Origin of the sequence: Nocardia canadensis, from assembly GCF_032656385.1 — a bacterium.
GTDB lineage: Bacteria > Actinomycetota > Actinomycetes > Mycobacteriales > Mycobacteriaceae > Nocardia > Nocardia canadensis.
On the sequence record NZ_JAVCWB010000002.1, the window covers coordinates 902898 to 918904 of the forward strand.

The 16007-nt window shown below is 71.3% G+C and carries 16 protein-coding genes and 1 riboswitch; of the genes, 8 read left to right on the forward strand and 8 right to left on the reverse strand.

The window, feature by feature from the left end:
* Positions 1 to 6: 6 nt before the first annotated feature.
* The gene (locus Q7X29_RS07315; protein WP_218717336.1) at positions 7 to 960 is read left to right on the forward strand and encodes a DUF4349 domain-containing protein; all 954 of its coding nucleotides are present in this window, start codon (positions 7 to 9) and stop codon (positions 958 to 960) included.
* A complete protein-coding gene (locus Q7X29_RS07320) occupies positions 920 to 1147 on the forward strand; it encodes a DUF167 domain-containing protein (RefSeq protein WP_218717337.1) in 228 nt (75 codons plus the stop codon). The genes Q7X29_RS07315 and Q7X29_RS07320 overlap by 41 nt, the downstream gene beginning before the upstream one ends.
* Here the strand turns inward: Q7X29_RS07320 and Q7X29_RS07325 are convergent.
* Entirely contained in the window at positions 1122 to 1544 is a 423-nt protein-coding gene (locus Q7X29_RS07325; protein WP_316573604.1) for a type II toxin-antitoxin system VapC family toxin, read from the reverse strand. The genes Q7X29_RS07320 and Q7X29_RS07325 overlap by 26 nt on opposite strands.
* Before the next feature lie 88 nt (positions 1545 to 1632).
* Positions 1633 to 2097, reverse strand: a complete 465-nt coding sequence (locus tag Q7X29_RS07330; RefSeq protein WP_218717339.1) for a tRNA (cytidine(34)-2'-O)-methyltransferase — start codon at positions 2095 to 2097, stop codon at positions 1633 to 1635.
* A 99-nt stretch (positions 2098 to 2196) separates the two neighbouring features.
* Here Q7X29_RS07330 and Q7X29_RS07335 point away from each other — a divergent pair, with 99 nt between their 5' ends.
* The gene (locus Q7X29_RS07335) at positions 2197 to 2523 is read left to right on the forward strand and encodes a DUF3017 domain-containing protein (protein WP_316573605.1); all 327 of its coding nucleotides are present in this window, start codon (positions 2197 to 2199) and stop codon (positions 2521 to 2523) included.
* Here Q7X29_RS07335 and Q7X29_RS07340 read toward each other — a convergent pair.
* Positions 2516 to 3157 (reverse strand): nitroreductase family protein, encoded by a 642-nt coding sequence (locus tag Q7X29_RS07340; protein WP_218717340.1) that lies wholly within the window; start codon positions 3155 to 3157, stop codon positions 2516 to 2518. The genes Q7X29_RS07335 and Q7X29_RS07340 overlap by 8 nt on opposite strands.
* Positions 3158 to 3226: 69 nt before the next feature.
* Between Q7X29_RS07340 and Q7X29_RS07345 the strand changes: the two genes are divergently transcribed.
* Positions 3227 to 3604: a winged helix-turn-helix transcriptional regulator gene (locus Q7X29_RS07345; RefSeq protein WP_316573606.1), complete on the forward strand. Its 378-nt coding sequence runs from the start codon at positions 3227 to 3229 to the stop codon at positions 3602 to 3604.
* 13 nt (positions 3605 to 3617) lie between these two features.
* Here the strand turns inward: Q7X29_RS07345 and Q7X29_RS07350 are convergent, their stop codons facing one another.
* Positions 3618 to 4574: an oxygenase MpaB family protein gene (locus tag Q7X29_RS07350; RefSeq protein ID WP_316573607.1), complete on the reverse strand. Its 957-nt coding sequence runs from the start codon at positions 4572 to 4574 to the stop codon at positions 3618 to 3620.
* Between the two features lie 151 nt (positions 4575 to 4725).
* On the opposite strand from Q7X29_RS07350, the gene Q7X29_RS07355 reads away from it, so the two are divergent.
* On the forward strand, positions 4726 to 5370 hold the full coding sequence (locus Q7X29_RS07355; RefSeq protein WP_316573608.1) for a TetR/AcrR family transcriptional regulator: 645 nt from the start codon (positions 4726 to 4728) through the stop codon (positions 5368 to 5370).
* A 13-nt stretch (positions 5371 to 5383) separates the two neighbouring features.
* Here the strand turns inward: Q7X29_RS07355 and metX are convergent, their stop codons facing one another.
* The 3 genes from metX to Q7X29_RS07370 all read right to left on the reverse strand — a co-directional run bounded on the left by metX (position 5384) and on the right by Q7X29_RS07370 (position 8840).
* Positions 5384 to 6532: a homoserine O-acetyltransferase MetX gene (gene metX, locus Q7X29_RS07360; RefSeq protein ID WP_218717343.1), complete on the reverse strand. Its 1149-nt coding sequence runs from the start codon at positions 6530 to 6532 to the stop codon at positions 5384 to 5386.
* A complete protein-coding gene (locus tag Q7X29_RS07365; RefSeq protein ID WP_218717344.1) occupies positions 6529 to 7845 on the reverse strand; it encodes a bifunctional o-acetylhomoserine/o-acetylserine sulfhydrylase in 1317 nt (438 codons plus the stop codon). The genes metX and Q7X29_RS07365 overlap by 4 nt, the downstream gene beginning before the upstream one ends.
* An 80-nt stretch (positions 7846 to 7925) precedes the next feature.
* Positions 7926 to 8036: riboswitch (SAM riboswitch) on the reverse strand.
* Positions 8037 to 8099: 63 nt separating this feature from the next.
* Positions 8100 to 8840, reverse strand: coding sequence for a TetR family transcriptional regulator (locus Q7X29_RS07370; protein WP_218717345.1), 741 nt, complete (start codon positions 8838 to 8840; stop codon positions 8100 to 8102).
* A gap of 207 nt (positions 8841 to 9047) precedes the next feature.
* Here Q7X29_RS07370 and Q7X29_RS07375 point away from each other — a divergent pair, with 207 nt between their 5' ends.
* The 3 genes from Q7X29_RS07375 to Q7X29_RS07385 all read left to right on the forward strand — a co-directional run bounded on the left by Q7X29_RS07375 (position 9048) and on the right by Q7X29_RS07385 (position 15206).
* Entirely contained in the window at positions 9048 to 10469 is a 1422-nt protein-coding gene (locus Q7X29_RS07375; protein ID WP_308248412.1) for an MFS transporter, read from the forward strand.
* Between the two features lie 132 nt (positions 10470 to 10601).
* Positions 10602 to 11285, forward strand: a complete 684-nt coding sequence (locus Q7X29_RS07380) for a hypothetical protein (protein ID WP_316573609.1) — start codon at positions 10602 to 10604, stop codon at positions 11283 to 11285.
* Between the two features lie 57 nt (positions 11286 to 11342).
* Positions 11343 to 15206 (forward strand): BTAD domain-containing putative transcriptional regulator, encoded by a 3864-nt coding sequence (locus Q7X29_RS07385; RefSeq protein ID WP_316573610.1) that lies wholly within the window; start codon positions 11343 to 11345, stop codon positions 15204 to 15206.
* Positions 15207 to 15224: 18 nt separating this feature from the next.
* On the opposite strand, the gene Q7X29_RS07390 is transcribed toward Q7X29_RS07385, so the two are convergent.
* Positions 15225 to 15875 (reverse strand): hemerythrin domain-containing protein, encoded by a 651-nt coding sequence (locus tag Q7X29_RS07390; RefSeq protein ID WP_316573611.1) that lies wholly within the window; start codon positions 15873 to 15875, stop codon positions 15225 to 15227.
* Between the last annotated feature and the right edge of the window lie 132 nt (positions 15876 to 16007).

A 16007-nucleotide genomic window follows, 5' to 3' on the forward strand; every position in this document is an offset into this window, starting at 1 on the left:
GCGATCATGCGCAAGCTTGCGGTGGTGATGGTCGGGGTGCTCGGGCTGGTATTGCTGGCCGGGTGTGGGAACGACGTGAGCGAGAGTCCGGCCGATCACGCGTCCTCGCCGACGATCTCGGGCCCCGCCGCGGCGGTGGCGCCGGGGTATCGGGAGGGGGCGCCGGCGAAAGAGAGTCCGGCGCCACCGGATTCGGACCGCAAAGAGGTGATCACCGGGTCGGTCGATGTCACCTCGGGTGATCCGATCGGCGCGGCGGCGCAGGTCACCGAGCAGGTGCGTGTGCTCGGTGGGCGGATCGACAGCCGCACCGAACAGCCGGGTACCGACGACCGCGCGCCGCGCGCCGTGCTCAGCGTGCGGGTTCCCGCGGACAAGACCGATGCCTTCATCACCGGGCTCGACGGGGTCGGCACCGTCACCAGGGTGAGCACCAATCGCGACGACGTCACCATGCAGTGGCAGGACCTCGACGCCCGGATCAGCGCCCTGCGCGCCTCGGTCGACCGGTTGCGCGCGCTCATGGCGGGCGCGACCAACACCGCCGACCTGATCGCCGCCGAGGAGGCGCTGGCCAGCAGGCAGGGCGAACTCGACAGTCTCACCGCGCAGAAGCGTTCCCTCGACGACCAGGTCGCGCTGTCCACGCTCACCCTCACCTTCACCGCCGACGACAAGGACGCCCCCGGCGATCCGGACAACTTCTGGGACGGCATCGTCGCCGGGTGGAACTCGCTGATCGACTGGCTCCACGACGCCGTCGTCTTCGCGGGCAAGGCGGTGCCGTGGCTCGGCTTCCTCGCCGTCCTCGGCGGGGTGATCTGGCTGGTGCTGCGGACCGCGCTGCGCCGTCGCCGCCCCGCACCGCCCGTCGCGAAAACCCCTGCGGCCGCGCAGACACCCGAGGAGGAACCGACCGATGCCGACCGTACGGGCGACGATCAAACCGAACAGCCGTAAAGGCCCACTGGTCGAAGTCGCCGACGACGGCACCCTCACCCTCTACGTCCGCGCCCCGGCCGTCGAGGGCAAGGCCAACAAGGCCGCCATCGAACTCCTCGCCGACCACTTCGGCGTCGCCAAATCGGCGGTGCGCTTGACCGGCGGCGCCACCTCCCGCTTCAAGCGTTTCGACATCGACGACTGACGCCGGAGCTCAGTCGATGACTTCGACCCGGCACGGCAATCCGGGTGTTCTGCTGAGCGGCGCGTCGCTGTGAGCAGTGGAACATCGAGTCGTGCCGCCAGCGCGGCGTGGAGGCCGTCGTAGAAGGTGATCGTGTGACGGAGCAGCCAGTCCTGCTCGCTGAGCCATCCCTGGTGGCATAGCGCCGATCGACCATCGTCGCCAGCATGCGCAGGCCGATCGTGGCGGTATCGGGGTCGATCAGGCCCTCGCGCTCATGGCGGCGCAGCACATTACCGACTTCGGCATCGATGAGATGTGGCGCGTGGCAGGTGCTGGCCTCGATCAGCCGTCCGACGGCGGTCCCGACGGCGTCCTTGCGCAGCAACGCGGTCGAGGCGGTCGAGGCGTCGAGCACGTACTCCTCACTCGCCACGGGCGTCGTCCAGCGCGCTCAGGATCGATTCGCGATCGGCTCCCTCGCTCGTGTCGCGCTCGAGCGACTGCTATACGGCGCCGGGGAAGCCCAGTTGGCGCCAGGCCTCGTACACCGCGACCGCCGCGGCGTTGGACAGGTTCATCGAGCGGCGGCCGGGCAGCATCGGGATGCGGACCTGGTCGGTGATGTGTGGGTCGGTGAGGACCTCGGCGGGCAGGCCGGTCGGTTCGGTGCCGAACAGCAGGGCGTCGTTGTCGCGGTAGGCGACCTCGGTGAAGCGGGTGGTGGCCTGGGTGGTGAACGCGAACACCCGGTCCGGCGCGATGGCCGCCCACGCCGTGGCCAGGTCGGGATGCACCGTCACCACCGCGAGGTCGTGATAGTCCAGCCCGGCCCGGCGCAGTTTCGACTCCGAGAGGTCGAAGCCGAGCGGCTCGATCAGATGCAGCGCGCAACCGGTCCCCGCGGCCAGCCGGATCGCGTTGCCGGTGTTGGGCGGGATCACGGGGTTGTGAAAGATCAGGTGCAGCACAGCGCATCACTCTGTCATGCCGGGCTCGCGCGCCCGGTTCGCCCCACCGATCGGGCGCGGGCCGCCCGCCGCGCGGCCGCGTCTGGAACAATCGGGGCCGTGAACAAGGTGGAGACGACCGGGAAGCATCGGGTCGTGCGGTTGAGCGCGGGGGAGCAGTACCTGCGCAGTCACCTGCCGATGACCGTGGTGAGCGCGCTGATCCTGGTCGCGATCGTGTTCGTCGCCTGGGATCGGTGGCGGCGCGGCGCGATCATCTTCGGCAGCGCGGCCCTGGTGGCCGCCGCCTTCCGGCTGTGCCTGCCGACGGTGCAGGTCGGCCTGCTCGCCGTCCGCAGTCGTCCGTTCGACGTGGCCACCCTGACCGCGCTCGGCAGCGCCATCGTCTTCCTCGCCGCCACCATCAACACCCTGGGCGTCAGCTGAGATAGCGCTCGGTGAACACCGCGCGCTCCCGCGGCCTGCGGCCGGGGTGCGGCGGCGTGCCCGCGCCGTAGCCGACGGCGACCATGACCGCGATCGCGGTCTCGGCGTCGGCGTCGATGCCGATCGCCTGCTTGACCAGCGCTTCGTCCCAACCGTTCATCGGCGCGGAGTCGAGTCCGAGCCCGGTCGCGGCGAGCATCACGTAGGTGGCCGCGATCATCGCGTTCTTCACGGCGTTCTCGCGCAGCAGCCCGCGCTCGCGCATCGAGTGATAGTCGGCGCGCGAGTCGAACTTCGCCAGGAACTGCTCGTTCCACGCCCCGTTGCGCGTCGCCTGCTCGGCGATATCGGCGTTGGCGCCGGTCCAGGCCGTCGGATCGGCGACGAACACCAGCACCGCGGGCGCCTCCAGCGGCTGCGGCTGACCGAACGCCGCCGCCGAGAGCGCCTTGCGGCCCGCTTCGCTGGTGACGACGACGATCGAGCGGTCCTGCATGTTCCAGGCGCTCGGCGCCTGCACGGCCAGCTCGAGCAGTTCGTCGAGCAGTGCGGGATCGAGCGGCTCGGGCCGGTAGTGGCGGACGGTGCGACGGGTGCGGATGGCCTCGGTGACCGAAAGTGTCTGTGTGTTCATGATTCCTACTATCGGAGAGTCGCTCTCCATTGGGAAGTAGGCACCTTTTTGTGCGTTAGACTCGGTGAGGTGCGCACGATTCACGAGGCCACCGGCCTGCCCGCCGACGTCTACTCGGCCAAATGCCCCACCCGCGAGGTCCTCGACCACATCGCAGGCAAGTGGACGGTGCTGATCGTGGACGCCCTCGCCGAGGGCACCCTGCGCTACACCGATCTGCGCAGACGCATCGACGGCATCTCCCAGAAGATGCTCACCCAGACCCTGCGTCAGCTCGAGCACGACGGATTCGTCGCGCGCACGGTGTATCCCACGGTGCCGCCGCGAGTCGAGTACACGCTCACCGATCTCGGCCACAGCCTGCGCGAGCCGATCGCGGCACTGCGGGAGTGGGTCGAGACGAACATCAATCGCATCGAGAAGGCCAGGCACGCGACGGCGTCCTGATCCGTCGACGCGATCAGGCGGACTCGACGACCCGCTGTTCCCACAGGCTGCGGGTGCCGGTGTTGCCGTAGCGCTCACGGGCTTCGGCGGGGCTGATCGTCGACCGGGTGCGCGGCGGGGCGGCGGCGGCGTGCGCGGCCAGGATCTGTCCGGTCGTCTTCGCGACGAACGGGCTGGCCAGGATCAGTCCGCGGTTGTCGCGGCGCGCGGTGGCCCACACGAGCGCCTTCCACGGAAGCCGCGCCGACGCGTCGACGATGCCCGGCCGATCGAACCGGCCGAGCTCGCGCATCCAGGTGGGTAGCGTCGCGATCGTCGCCAGCGACAGCACGCGGCCACCGACGGCGAACGTCATGCCCTTGCTCGCCGACGGCCACAGCAGGAAGTGCATGGCCCGCACGGCCCGCTCGCTGACGCACAACTGCGGTCGGACCCGCGCGAAGTAGGCGCGCACCTCGTCGCGATTGCGCGGCACATCCGCGGGCTTGCAGGTCTGGAGTTCGGCGGCGATCACGCACTCGGCCCAGTATCGGTCCTCTTCGGCCGGACTCAGCGGGCCGGGGCCGAACATCTCGTAGGCCTTGAGGACCGAATGCCAACCGGTGACGTGGATCCACAGCTGGGAATCGGGGCTGTTGGCGCTGTAGCGCTTGCCGCTGATCGGTTCGATGCCGGTCATCGGCGCGTGCACCTTCATCAGGTGCTCGGCGGCCTGGATGGCGGTGCGGCCGTCGCCGAGCGCGACCAGCAGGAAGTAGGACAGCGTGTGGTCCAGGCGGGTGGCGGGATTGTCGTAGATCCCGTGCGAATCGGCCACCGCGGCGGTGAGGAAGGGGTCGAAGTGCTCGAGCGTGACCGCGCGCTGGAACCCGATCAGCGCGGTCGGTGCCGCCCACACCTTCCAGGTGGGGGAGTCCGGGCCGAAGAAGCCGTAGTCGTCGCGACGCAGAGTCGACGCATCGAATGCCATTGCACCTGCTCCTTTGCAGTTGCCGAGGAAGCCCTCGCAATTGAATACAACACCACCGTAGCAATTGCTCGAAACGAATACAACGGTTGCGTAGGATTGGTGCCGGGAGCCCGGTACCGGGGTATCGTCCAGGCGACGACAGGAGGAGCGCGTGACCGCGACGCAGGACCGACCACCGCGGCGCCGCTATGCCCCGCGCCTGCCACCGGACGAACGCCGCGCCCAGCTCCTCGACGCCGCGTTCACCGTGCTCGAGCGCAGGGAACTGCACGAACTGAGCATGGAGGCCGTCGCGCAGGAGGCCGGCGTCGGCAAGCCGGTGCTCTACACCGTGTTCAAGACCCGTGCCGAACTCGTCGAGGCGCTGCTGGAACGCGAACGTGAACGCGGTCTGGAGCAGATCGCCGACACTCTGCCGGAGAACCTGGTCGGCACCGAGCCGCTCGCCGCCGCCTCGGCGACCGTCGAGGCGTTCGTCGGTGTGGCACTGGCGAATCCGACCCGCTGGCGGCTGATCCTGGCGACCCCGGCGAGCGCGCCGGACGAGTATCGCGCGGCGTTGACGGCGGCCAGGGCAGAGATCCTGGCCCGCGCGGAAGCCCTTGTCCGCGTGGGCATCGCGATGTCACCGCGCTGGGCGGCGATGGACGCGGCACTGCTCGCGAACTCGACCCTCACGGTCGCCGAGATGCTCGGCAGGCTCGCGGTCAGCGAACCCGAGGAGTATCCGCGCGAACGGCTGCAGGCCTATGTGCGCTCGATCATGACCCTGCTGGCCGGGACGACACGGGACTGAAAAGGCCCGGCCGTCAGCGGTTCTCGCGGGCCAGCCGCATGGTTTCGGTGAGCAGCTTGGACACCGCGGCGGCCTCGGTGAGGAAGCCGTCGTGCCCGTCGCGCGAGTGCACGATCTCGAGTCCGGCGCAGCCCGGCAGCCCCTCGGCCAGCTCGGCCTGGGTGTGCAGGGGGTAGAGCCGATCGGAATCGACGCCGCCCACCACGACCGGCACCGTCGTCGCGGCCAGCGCCGCGGCGATCCCGCCCCGGCCGCGACCGATGTCGTGGCGGTTCATGGCCTCGCTGAGCAGCACATAGGTGGCCGGATCGAAGCGCTGACACAGCTTCTCGGCCTGGTGCTCGAGGTAGCTCTGCACCGCGTAGCGCCCGCCCGTCCACGGATCCTCGTCGCCCTGGGGACGATTGGTGAAGCGGTGGTCGAGCTCGCCTTCGGTGCGGTAGGTCAGGTGCGCGATGCGCCGGGCCAGGCCCATGCCGGTCATCGGCGCGCGGCCGGTGCCGTGGTAATCGCCGCCCTGCCAGTCGGGGTCGGCCGTGATCACGGCCATCTGGGTGGTCTGGGTGCCGATCTGGTCGGCGGTGGCGCGGGCGCCGACGGCCAGCACCAGCGCGGCCGCCGACCGCCCCGGCTGTCCGACGATCCACTCCAGTACCCGCATGCCACCCATCGATCCACCGACGACGGCGGCCAGCCGCTCGATCCCGAACAGATCGAGCAGCTGCGCCTCGGCGGTGACCTGGTCGCGGATGGTCAGGTCGGGAAACCGCGAACCCCACGGCGCGCCGTCGGGCGCGAGCGAGGACGGCCCGGTGCTGCCCTTGCAGCCGCCGAGCACGTTGGTCGCGATGACACACCACTCGTCGGTGTCGATCGGCGCGCCGGGGCCGACCATGCCCTCCCACCAGCCGGGCTGGGCATTGTCGGCGCTGGCGATGACGTGGGAGTCACCGGTCAGGGCGTGTTCGACGAGCACCACATTGTCGAGTGCGGGCGAGAGCTCGCCCCAGCGCTGCACCGCCAGCCGCACATCGGGGACCACGGCGCCGTTCTCCAGCGCGACGTCCCCGATGGCGACCACGCCGAGTCGCCCGTCCGGCGGTGGCAGCAGGGCCACACCGGTTGCGGGACGGGCGATCGGCGATTCGGTGCTCACAGTCACGTGTTCGCCGCCGCGAAACCGGCGCGCAGATCCGCCAGGATGTCGTCGATGCCCTCGATGCCCACGGCGAGCCGGACCAGCCCCGGGGTCACGCCGGAGGCCAGCTGCTCCTCGGGCGTCAACTGCGAGTGCGTGGTCGACGCCGGGTGGATCACGAGAGAACGCACATCACCGATGTTAGCGACATGGCTGTGGAGGCTGAGCGCGTCCACGAACTTCTTGCCCGCGTCGACGCCGCCGCGCAGCTCGAACGCGACGATCGCGCCCGCGCCCTTGGGGGCCAGCTGCTTGGCCCGCGCGTACCACGGCGAGGACTCGAGACCGGCGTAGTGCACGGCCTCGACGCCCGGCTGCTCGGCAACGAACTTCGCCACGGCCTCGGCGTTGGCGACGTGCCGCTCGACCCGCAGGCTCAGCGTCTCGATGCCCTGGGCGATGAGGAACGCGTTGAACGGCGACACCGCCGCGCCCAGGTCGCGCAGCAGCTGCACGCGCGCCTTGAGCGCGAAGGCGGGCGCGCCCAGGTCGGCGAAGACCGCGCCGTGGTAGCTGGGGTCGGGCTCGGTGAAGCCGGGGAAGCGGGCGTTGCCGTCGGCATCGCGCACGGTCCAGTCGAAGGTGCCGCCGTCGACGATCACGCCGGCCACCGCCGCACCGTGCCCGCCGAGGTACTTCGTCGCCGAGTGCACGACGATGTCGGCGCCGTGGGCCAGCGGCTGGATCAGGTACGGGGTCGCGACGGTGTTGTCGACGATCAGCGGGATGCCCGCCTTGTGCGCGATCTCGGCGATGCCGGGGATGTCGAACACGGCACTGCTCGGGTTGGCGATGGTCTCGCCGTAGAACGCCTTGGTGTTGGGCCGGATGGCGGCCTGCCACTGCGCCAGGTCGTCGGGATCCTCGACGAAGGAGACCTCGATGCCGAGCTTGGGCAGCGAGTAGTGGAACAGGTTGTACGTGCCGCCGTAGAGGTGCGGGCTGGACACGATGTGGTCGCCCGCGTTGGCCAGGTTCAGGATCGCGAAGGTCTCGGCGGCCTGGCCCGAGGCCAGCAGCAGCGCCGCGACGCCACCCTCGAGCGCGGCGACGCGCTGCTCGACGGCGTCCTGGGTGGGGTTCATGATCCGGGTGTAGATGTTGCCCGGCTCGGCGAGACCGAACAGCGCGGCGGCGTGATCGGTGTCGCGGAAGGTGTAGGAGGTGGTCTGGTAGATCGGCAGCGCCCGCGCGTTGGTGGCCGCGTCGGGGGACTGGCCCGCGTGGATCTGCTTGGTCTCGAAGGACCAGTTCTCGGGCAGGGCAGAGTCGGTCATGAAAAGCTCCAGGGTTGTTCGCCGGTGTTTCGCGTCAGATGGGTTGGATCGACGGACAACAACACATGGGGGCCTCCTGCGATGCGCGCTTGCTCCCGGCCTTCGGGAGCCCGGTCATCACCCGGAGCACCCCACCGCAGCTGGAGGGTTGCCGACCAGCGAGCCGGGGCTTGGCACTGGTACTCATGACCTTGCCGACATGTTAACCGGCGATTGCGCCCGCGCGGAAACTTCCCCCGGTTTCATGCCGTGGATCACTCCGCCGCCGGTGTGCCGACCGCTGGCGTGTCGGGGTCCGGCTGGGCGCCGCAGATGCGCCGAAGCTCGTGGTAGGCGCGCAGAACGGCGTCGCGGGTGACCAGCGCGGCGGCCTCGGGGGTCGAGCTGAGCAACGCGTCCTCGACCGAGACGAGCGAGAGGTGGCACAGCATCTGCCAGGTGCCTGCCACCAGCCGGACCGAGAAGTCGTCCGGGGTCGTCGACATCCGCTCGGCCAGTCGCGCGCAGACCGCGATGTTCTTCTTCTCGGCGTACTCGAGTGCCCGCGCGTTCACGGCCTGGCTGGCGCGCATGATCCGCTGCATCTGCAGGAACTGACGCAGGAACCGCACGCCGTCGGCATCGGCCTCGGTGTCGATGACCTGCAGGTAGGCGCCACACAGCGCCTGTAGCTCGTTGTCGGTGCGCGGTTGCTCGCCCAGCGCGACGGCGACGGCGAGCCCGAAGTCGTCGATCGGGGCGAGCACGATGTCTTCCTTCATCGGGAAGTACCGGTTCACCGTGCGGGGGGAGACGTCGGCGCCCGCGGCGATCTGCTCGACGGTGGTCGCGTCGAAGCCCTGTGAGTCGCACAGGTTCAGCCCGATCTCCACGATCGCCGCCTTGGTCTGCAGCTTCTTGCGTTCGCGCAGGCCGGTCGGCGCGCGATCGGGCCCGGTAGGGGCTGCGGGTTCGGTCGTCCGGTCCGCGCTGATCGGAGTGGTCGAGTCCAGCATTCCTCCAGATTACCGTCCCACCCGATTCGTCTGTCCTCGCACGTCAAATGTCGCAGTCAGACATTTTGCTCTTGACGCCAATTGTCTCGCGGTGTCAGGATTGAGCGCGAGCCTTCGAGTGACTAGGAGTCCGCGGTGACCGGCACCGAAATAGATGCGAAACCTACTGAGGTACAACAGAGTTCGACACGCTGGTGGGCGCTCGCCGTGCTCGCCTCCGCGCAGTTGATGGTGATCCTCGACGCCACCGTCGTGACGATCGCGCTCCCGTTCGCCCAGAAAGACCTCGGCATCAGCGAGGGCGACAAACAGTGGGCGCTCACCGCCTACACGCTGATCTTCGGCGGCCTGCTGCTGCTCGGCGGCCGGATGGCCGACTACCTCGGCCGCAGGCGGATCTTCCTGATCGGCCTGGTCGGCTTCGCCGCCGCATCGGCCCTGGCCGGACTCGCCCAGGACGGCTTGCAGCTGTTCCTCGGGCGCGGCTTGCAGGGCGCGTTCGCCGCGCTGCTCGCGCCCTCGGCGCTGTCGCTGCTGTCGGTGACGTTCACCGACGTGAAGGAACGGGCCCGCGCGTTCGCGGTATTCGCCGGCATCTCGGCCGGTGGCGTCGCGTTCGGGCTGATCGTGGGCGGCGCGCTCACCGAGTACGTGTCGTGGCGCTGGACGCTGCTGATGAACACCCCGGTCGCGATCGTCGCGCTGCTCGGCGCGCTGGCGGTCATCGTGCGCGATGTGCCCGCGCCGCGCCTGGGCGGCTACGACCTGCCCGGCGCCGTCACGGTGACGGCGGGCCTGGTGGCGATCGTGTACGGATTCAGCCGGGCCGCCGAGGACGGCTGGCTGGCCGGGAGCACGCTCGGCCTGCTCGGGGTGGGCTTCGCGCTGCTGATCGCCTTCGTCGTCATCGAGGCGCGCTCGTCGAATCCGCTCCTGCCGCTGCGCATTCCGGGCGAGATCAACCGGGGCGGCGCGCTGCTGGCCGCGCTGCTGATCCCGATCGCCATGTTCGCGATGTTCCTGTTCCTGAGCTTCTACTACCAGAACACCCTCGGCTACTCGCCGCTGAAAGCGGGCGTCGCGTTCCTGCCGTTCCCGGTGGGCATCGCGGTCTCGGCCGGTGTCACCAGCGCGCTGATGCCCAAGCTCGGCCCGCGTCCGCTGATGGTCGTCGGCGCGCTGCTCGGCACCGTCGGCCTGCTGTGGCTGGCCCAGCTCGGCTACGGCGACGGTTACGCGCTGAGCGTGCTGCCCGCGCAGTTGCTGATCGCGCTCGGCATGGGCCCGCTGTTCGTCGGGATGCAGGCCGTCGCGCTGCATCAGGTCGACGCCGCGGACTCCGGTGTGGCCAGCGCCCTGCTCAACGCGGCTCAGCAGGTCGGCGGCGCGGTCGGCACCGCCCTGCTGACGACGCTGTCGGTGCAGGCCGCGAAGAACTACGCGACCGACAACCCGACCATCGACCACCTCGTCGAACGCGCCTCGATCTACAGCTACGATGTCGCGTTCTACGTCGGCGCCGGGTTCTTCCTCGCCGCCGCCGTGGTGATCGCGGTGATGATCAGGGACAAGCCGGAGAACCTGATCGAAGGCGACGAGCACGCCACCCGGGTGCCGGTCGCGGTCTGAGTTCGGAGCACCGGGCCCCGCACGCCGTTTCGGCAGGCGGGGCCCGCGTGTGTGCCGGGCGGCGGCGCGCGGGCCAGGCGATCGCAATTCGTTCGCAAGTGGGCGCCAATCGGCCGCGGTCACGCTCTGTGCATGACTATCGAGACCGCCGATGAGGCGAACAACACCGCGCTAGCGCATTCCGCCGACCGCACGTCGAGCTCCGTCCCGCCGGGGAGTCGGGATCGGGGCAGGGCAGTGGTCCTGGCCGTGGGCGCGGCCCTGTGGGCGGCGGGCAACCTCATGCATCCGCTGGAACACGCCGAGTCCTCCGAGCAGGCGGCCACCTGGGCGGCCGCGCATCTCACCTTCGCCGTCGGCGCGGTGCTGATGGCGGTCGGGCTGCCCGCGCTGATCCGGGCCATCCGCAGGCCGGGTGACGAGCGGGCGGGCAAGATGCTCACCCTCGCGCACGGGTTGCTGTTCGCCGGGCTGGCGGTGGTGATCCCGATCGGGGCCTATCACGAGGTGTTCGTCAGCACCCATCTCGACCACCACGCCGCGACCGAGATCGCCGACGCCTCGGCCGCGGTGCTCGCGCCGCTGTCGCTGGCGTTGCTGCTCGGGTTCGTGCTGCTCGCGGTGTACGCGCTGATCCGGCCCGCCGCCGTGTTCGGCCGCTGGTCCGGCGTGCTGATCATCCTGGGCACGCTGTCGATGACGGTCGCGGCGATGCTGCCCGGGGTGCTGCCCGGCGCGGAGGGCTGGTGGATCATCCCCGGAACCGTCGCCCAGGGTGTGGCGATCGGCCTCGCGGGGGTGCGTATCGCCAGGTAGATTGACCGCATCGAAGACGAAGGACCGTACGGCGGCACGCCCGCCGTACGCATCGAAGTGCTCGGCCCGTTGCGGGTCGAGGTGGGTGGGCGGCCCGCCGATCTGGGTGGACCGCGTCAGCGCGCGCTCCTGGCCCGTCTGGTGCTCGCCGGCGGCGAGGTGGTTTCGACCGATCGCCTGATCGACGACCTGTGGGCGGGCGACCCGCCGCCGAAGGCCCTGGGTGCCCTCCAGGCCCACATCTCCTACCTGCGCCGCGCCCTCGAACCCGATCGCCCGCCCCGCGCCCCGGCCACCGTGCTGATCTCCGAGGCCCCCGGCTACGCACTGCGGCTCGACCGGTCCGCGGTCGACGCGTGGCACTTCGAACGCCTGCTCGCCGACGGCGATCGCACCGATCCGGCGCAGCGCTACGCGGCGCTCGGTGCGGCCCTGGCGTGCTGGCACGGTGAGCCCTACGCTCCCTTCGCCACGGCCCACTGGGTCGTCCCGGAAGCCACCCGCCTGCACGAACTCCGCCGCGTCGCCGTCGAACGCCGCGCCGAAGCGGCCCTGGCGCTCGGCCGGTCGGACGAGGCCCTGGCCCTGCTGCACCCGCACGTCACCGATCACCCCGACCGTGAGAACGCCGCCCGCCTCCTGGCACTGACCCACTACCGCCTGGGCCGCCAGCTCGACGCCCTGGCCACCCTCCGCCGGGTCCGCGACTACCTGGACACCGAATACGGCGTCCGGCCCGGCCCGGCCCTCGCCGCCCTCGAAACCGCCATCCTCACCCACGCCCCGGAACTGGACCTGCCACCGACCCACTCGACCGCTGCGGCGCACCCCGCCGAGCCGATGCAGCAATCGACCGGGGCGGTGCACTTCGTCGAGCCGGTGCGGCAATCGACCGGGGCGGCGCACCTAGCCGAGCCGGTACCGGGATCGACCGGCGCGGTACACCCTGCCGACTCGGTGCAATCATCGGCTGGACCAGCCCAGACCGATCCGGTGCAACCGTTGGCTCGACAAGCGCGGCCGGGTCCGGTGGAACCGTCGGCTGGACCTGCGCGGCCGGGTCTGGTGGATTCGTCGGCTGGACAAGCTCAGCCCGCCGGTGGTGGGGAGTCGAGAGGCTCGGCGATCGGTTCGACCGAAGCCGTGCGGTCTGCCGACGGTAGGCCGCCGGTGACCTTCGCGGAGGCGGAGCCGCTCACCGACCACCGCGTCGGACACCCGGCGCGATCTGTCGGCGACGATGCCTCGGCGACCTCGGCGACCTCGGCGACCTCGGCGACCTCGGCGACCTCGGCGAGCGCGGCGAGCGCGGCGAGCGCGGGTGTCGGGGGAGTGGGTGCGGCGAAGGCCGCCGGGGCCGGCGGTGGTCCGGATCGGCCCGCCCCGCGAGCGCGGTTCAGCGCGGACGCGGTCGGCTACGACGCCGAACGGGCGGCGCTGCGCGCCGAGGCGGCCGAGGTGGTGGCGCACGGGCGGGCCCGGGTGGTGTGGCTGGAAGGGGAAGCGGGAGCGGGGAAGACGACGCAGAGTGAGGCCCTGGCCCAGGTGCTGGCCGGGGACGGGTGGACCGTCGCCGGGGCCGCGTGTCCGGAGGTCGACGGTGCGCCCGCGGCGTGGGCCTGGACGCATCTGCTCGAAGGGCTCGGCGCGGAGGCGGAGCGGGAAGCCGGTCCGTTCGGCATCGCGCGGGCGGTGGCGCGGGCCTGCGCGCAGCGACTGGTCGACGGGCCCGTGCTGGTGATCCTCGAGGACGTCCATCGCGCCGACAGCGCCACCCTGCAGATCCTGCGCCAACTGGTGGCGTGGCTGGCGCATCGCCCGGTCCTGGTCCTGGTCACCGCGCGCGGTGACGAGGCCGACGCGGGCGTGCGCGCCTCGGCCGCCGCGCTGGCGGCGGTGACCGGCCGCCGCCTCGAACTGGGTGGCCTCGACACCGCGGCGGTGCGCGCCATCGCGAGCCGGGCCGGTCTGCGGGCCATCGACGACGACACCGCCGAACGCCTGCGCGCCAGGACCGGCGGCAACCCGCTGTTCGTCCGCGAGGTCGCCACCCTCGCCGCGGCGGTGGGCGACCTGCACGCCGTGCCGGACGGCGTCCGCGACGTCCTCGGCCGCCGGATCGCCCGGCTGCCCGCGGGCGCGGCCCGCGCCCTGCGCCTGGCCGCCGTCTGGGGCGACGACATCGACTTCGACACCCTGCTCGAGCTGACCGCCGAACCGGAGGACACGCTGATCGACCTGGTCGACACGGTGACCGTCGCCGGACTGGTCCGCATCGCGGACACCGATCGGATCACCTTCGCCCACGCCCTGATCCGCGACGCCGTCTACGGCGACATCCCCACCCTGCGCCGCGCCCGCCTGCACTGGTCGGCCCTGGAACTCCTCGAACGCCGCACCGGCGCGTCCACGGCGGACCTCGAATCCGCTACCGGCACCGTCGACCTCGACGCCATGGCCCACCACGCCATCGCCGGGGCAGGCACCGCGAACGCCACCCGCGCGCTGCGCTACGTCCTCGCCGCCGCCCGCCGCCGCACCGCCCGTCGCGCCCACCAGGACGCCGAGCCACTGTGGCGCTCCGCCCTCGAATTGCACACCAGCGCAGGACACGTCGACGCCACGGCACCGCGCGCCGACCGCCTGGCGGCCCTGTCGACCACCTGCGCGCTGATCAACGCCCTCGCCTACGGCGGCAACGACGAACAGGCCCGCATCCTGCGCGTCGAAGCTCTGGCAACGGCGCGCGCCCTCATGCCGAACACCGCTGCCGCGCGCGACGACGATGCCAGGATCATCGCGACCGATCCCGTCGTCGCGGTCCTCACCTGCTGGCGTGCCCCCACCATCTGGACCAGCCGCGAACGCGGTCTGCCCGACCCCGGCATGTGGGCGGAACTGGCCGCCGCGTCGGCGCGCACGACAGCGCCGGACCTGCGGATCCGGCTGCTCGTCAGCACCGCCTTCGAAGTCGTCGGCTTCGACAACCCGCACGCCTTCGCCTGCTCCGCCGAGGCCTTGCGCACGGCGCGCGAGCTCGGTGATCCCGAATTGTTGTGCGCCGCACTCAATGCCAGGGCCTTCGTCGCGCTCGGCCCCGACCTGTGGCCGGAGCGCGGCGCCCTGGCCGACGAACTGCTGCGGGTGTCGACCGAGGCGGGGCTGCCGGAGTACCAGGCGGTCGCGCATTTCCTGCGCTTCCTCGTCGCCTCGGGCGCGGGCCGGCTCGTCGCCGCGCGAGCCGAGATCGCCAAGGCACTCGACTGCGCCGAGGGTGGCCAGCTCGGCCCGCTGCTGGTCGTGTCCACCGCGCACCTGGCTGTGCTCGCCGCGCTGCGCGGCGACTTCGCGACCGCCGAGGCCATCGATGCCGACCTCAGCGCGAAGATGATCGCGGCAGGTCACGCCAACGGCGCCGAACTGGTCCTGCTCGCCGAGATGATGACCGGCTGGGCGCTGGGCGACCTCGCGCCCGGCCTGGAGGGTTTCGCCGCGCTGAACGCGGTCGCGCCGCACGCGCTCAGGTCCGCGTACATGCTGGCCCTGCTCGACGCGGGCGACACCGAGCGAGCGGCCGCTGTGCTCGGCGCGGGCACCCCGGTGCTGCGGGACTACTACTGGTGCGCGATGTCGGTGTTCGAGGCCAGGGTGGTCACCCGGATCGGCACGATCGAGGCGGCCCGGCAGCTCTATCAGGATCTGCTGCCGAGGGCGGGCACCATCGCGGGAATGGACTCCGGGTCGGTCGCCTTCGGCCCGGTCGACACCGTCCTCGCCGAACTGGCCGACCGGCTGGGTGACCACGACGCCGCGACCGCGCACCGCGCCGCGGCCGAGGACGTGCTCGCCGCCATCGCGACCGAACTGGCCGCACTCGACGATCTCGGCACCACCGCGGGCGGGCCGTCGGCGACCGCGTAGCCCGCCGCCGCCACTGGTTCATCCACCGGCCAGCACACGCTCCCGACGGCGGTATCCGATACCGAACACCGTCAGCATCACCCGCACCGGCAGTCCACCCTCGGCCCTCAGTTCGGCGAGTTCCGTCGGCGCGCAGACCGCGACCATGCGCGGCAGTTCGAAACTCATCACCGCGCCGCCGCGGGCCGCCGCCTCGACCCGCTCCCACTGCGCGGTGGTCAGGTACTCGGTGATGATCGGGAAGACCGTGCGCTCCTCGTCGGCGATGTGCTCGTCGAGCACGGTGTGCAGCCGGGTCAGCCGCTCGGCCAGGTCGGCGGCGGCACCCGGGCGGCGGGCGACCAGGTCGGCACAGGTCGTCCTGATCTGGGCCAGCGCCGGGTCGAGCTGGGCATGGTCGTCGGTGAGCTCCCTGAGTTCCACCGCGTCGCCCGCGGCGGCGGTCAGCGTCGGCCAGAGCACCTCGTCCTCGACGCGGTGGTGATGGTGGATGGAGTCGCACAGCAGGCCGAGATAGTCGGCGATCGCGCGGACCCGCCGCGGCGGACACGGTGTCCGGGTGGCGGCGAGTTCCCCGGTCAGAGCGGCGAACCGGGCGGTATCGGCCAGCATCGCGCGATGGGCCAGGCGCATGCCGAGTAGGTTGGGTGTCGAGCGTATGTCGGTCATGACCCGACAGTGCCCTCGGTCACTTGCGACCCGTTTGCCGTCCGCTGCGCCGGCGGAGTCCCGCACAGCGGGCCCTCCCATCGCGGTGAGGTAGGGGGCAGCAGTACGCTCGTCTTGTTTGCACCACACGTC

Excerpts from the sequence above, each read along its gene's own strand:
- Q7X29_RS07315 (WP_218717336.1), top strand. The coding sequence starts at position 7 with ATGCGCAAGCTTGCGGTGGTGATGGTCGGGGTGCTCGGGCTGGTATTG.
- Q7X29_RS07320 (WP_218717337.1), top strand. The coding sequence starts at position 920 with ATGCCGACCGTACGGGCGACGATCAAACCGAACAGCCGTAAAGGCCCA.
- Q7X29_RS07340 (WP_218717340.1), bottom strand. The coding sequence starts at position 3,157 with ATGAACACACAGACACTTTCGGTCACCGAGGCCATCCGCACCCGTCGC.
- Q7X29_RS07350 (WP_316573607.1), bottom strand. The coding sequence starts at position 4,574 with ATGGCATTCGATGCGTCGACTCTGCGTCGCGACGACTACGGCTTCTTC.
- Q7X29_RS07365 (WP_218717344.1), bottom strand. The coding sequence starts at position 7,845 with ATGACCGACTCTGCCCTGCCCGAGAACTGGTCCTTCGAGACCAAGCAG.
- Q7X29_RS07370 (WP_218717345.1), bottom strand. The coding sequence starts at position 8,840 with ATGCTGGACTCGACCACTCCGATCAGCGCGGACCGGACGACCGAACCC.
- Q7X29_RS07380 (WP_316573609.1), top strand. The coding sequence starts at position 10,602 with ATGACTATCGAGACCGCCGATGAGGCGAACAACACCGCGCTAGCGCAT.
- Q7X29_RS07390 (WP_316573611.1), bottom strand. The coding sequence starts at position 15,875 with ATGACCGACATACGCTCGACACCCAACCTACTCGGCATGCGCCTGGCC.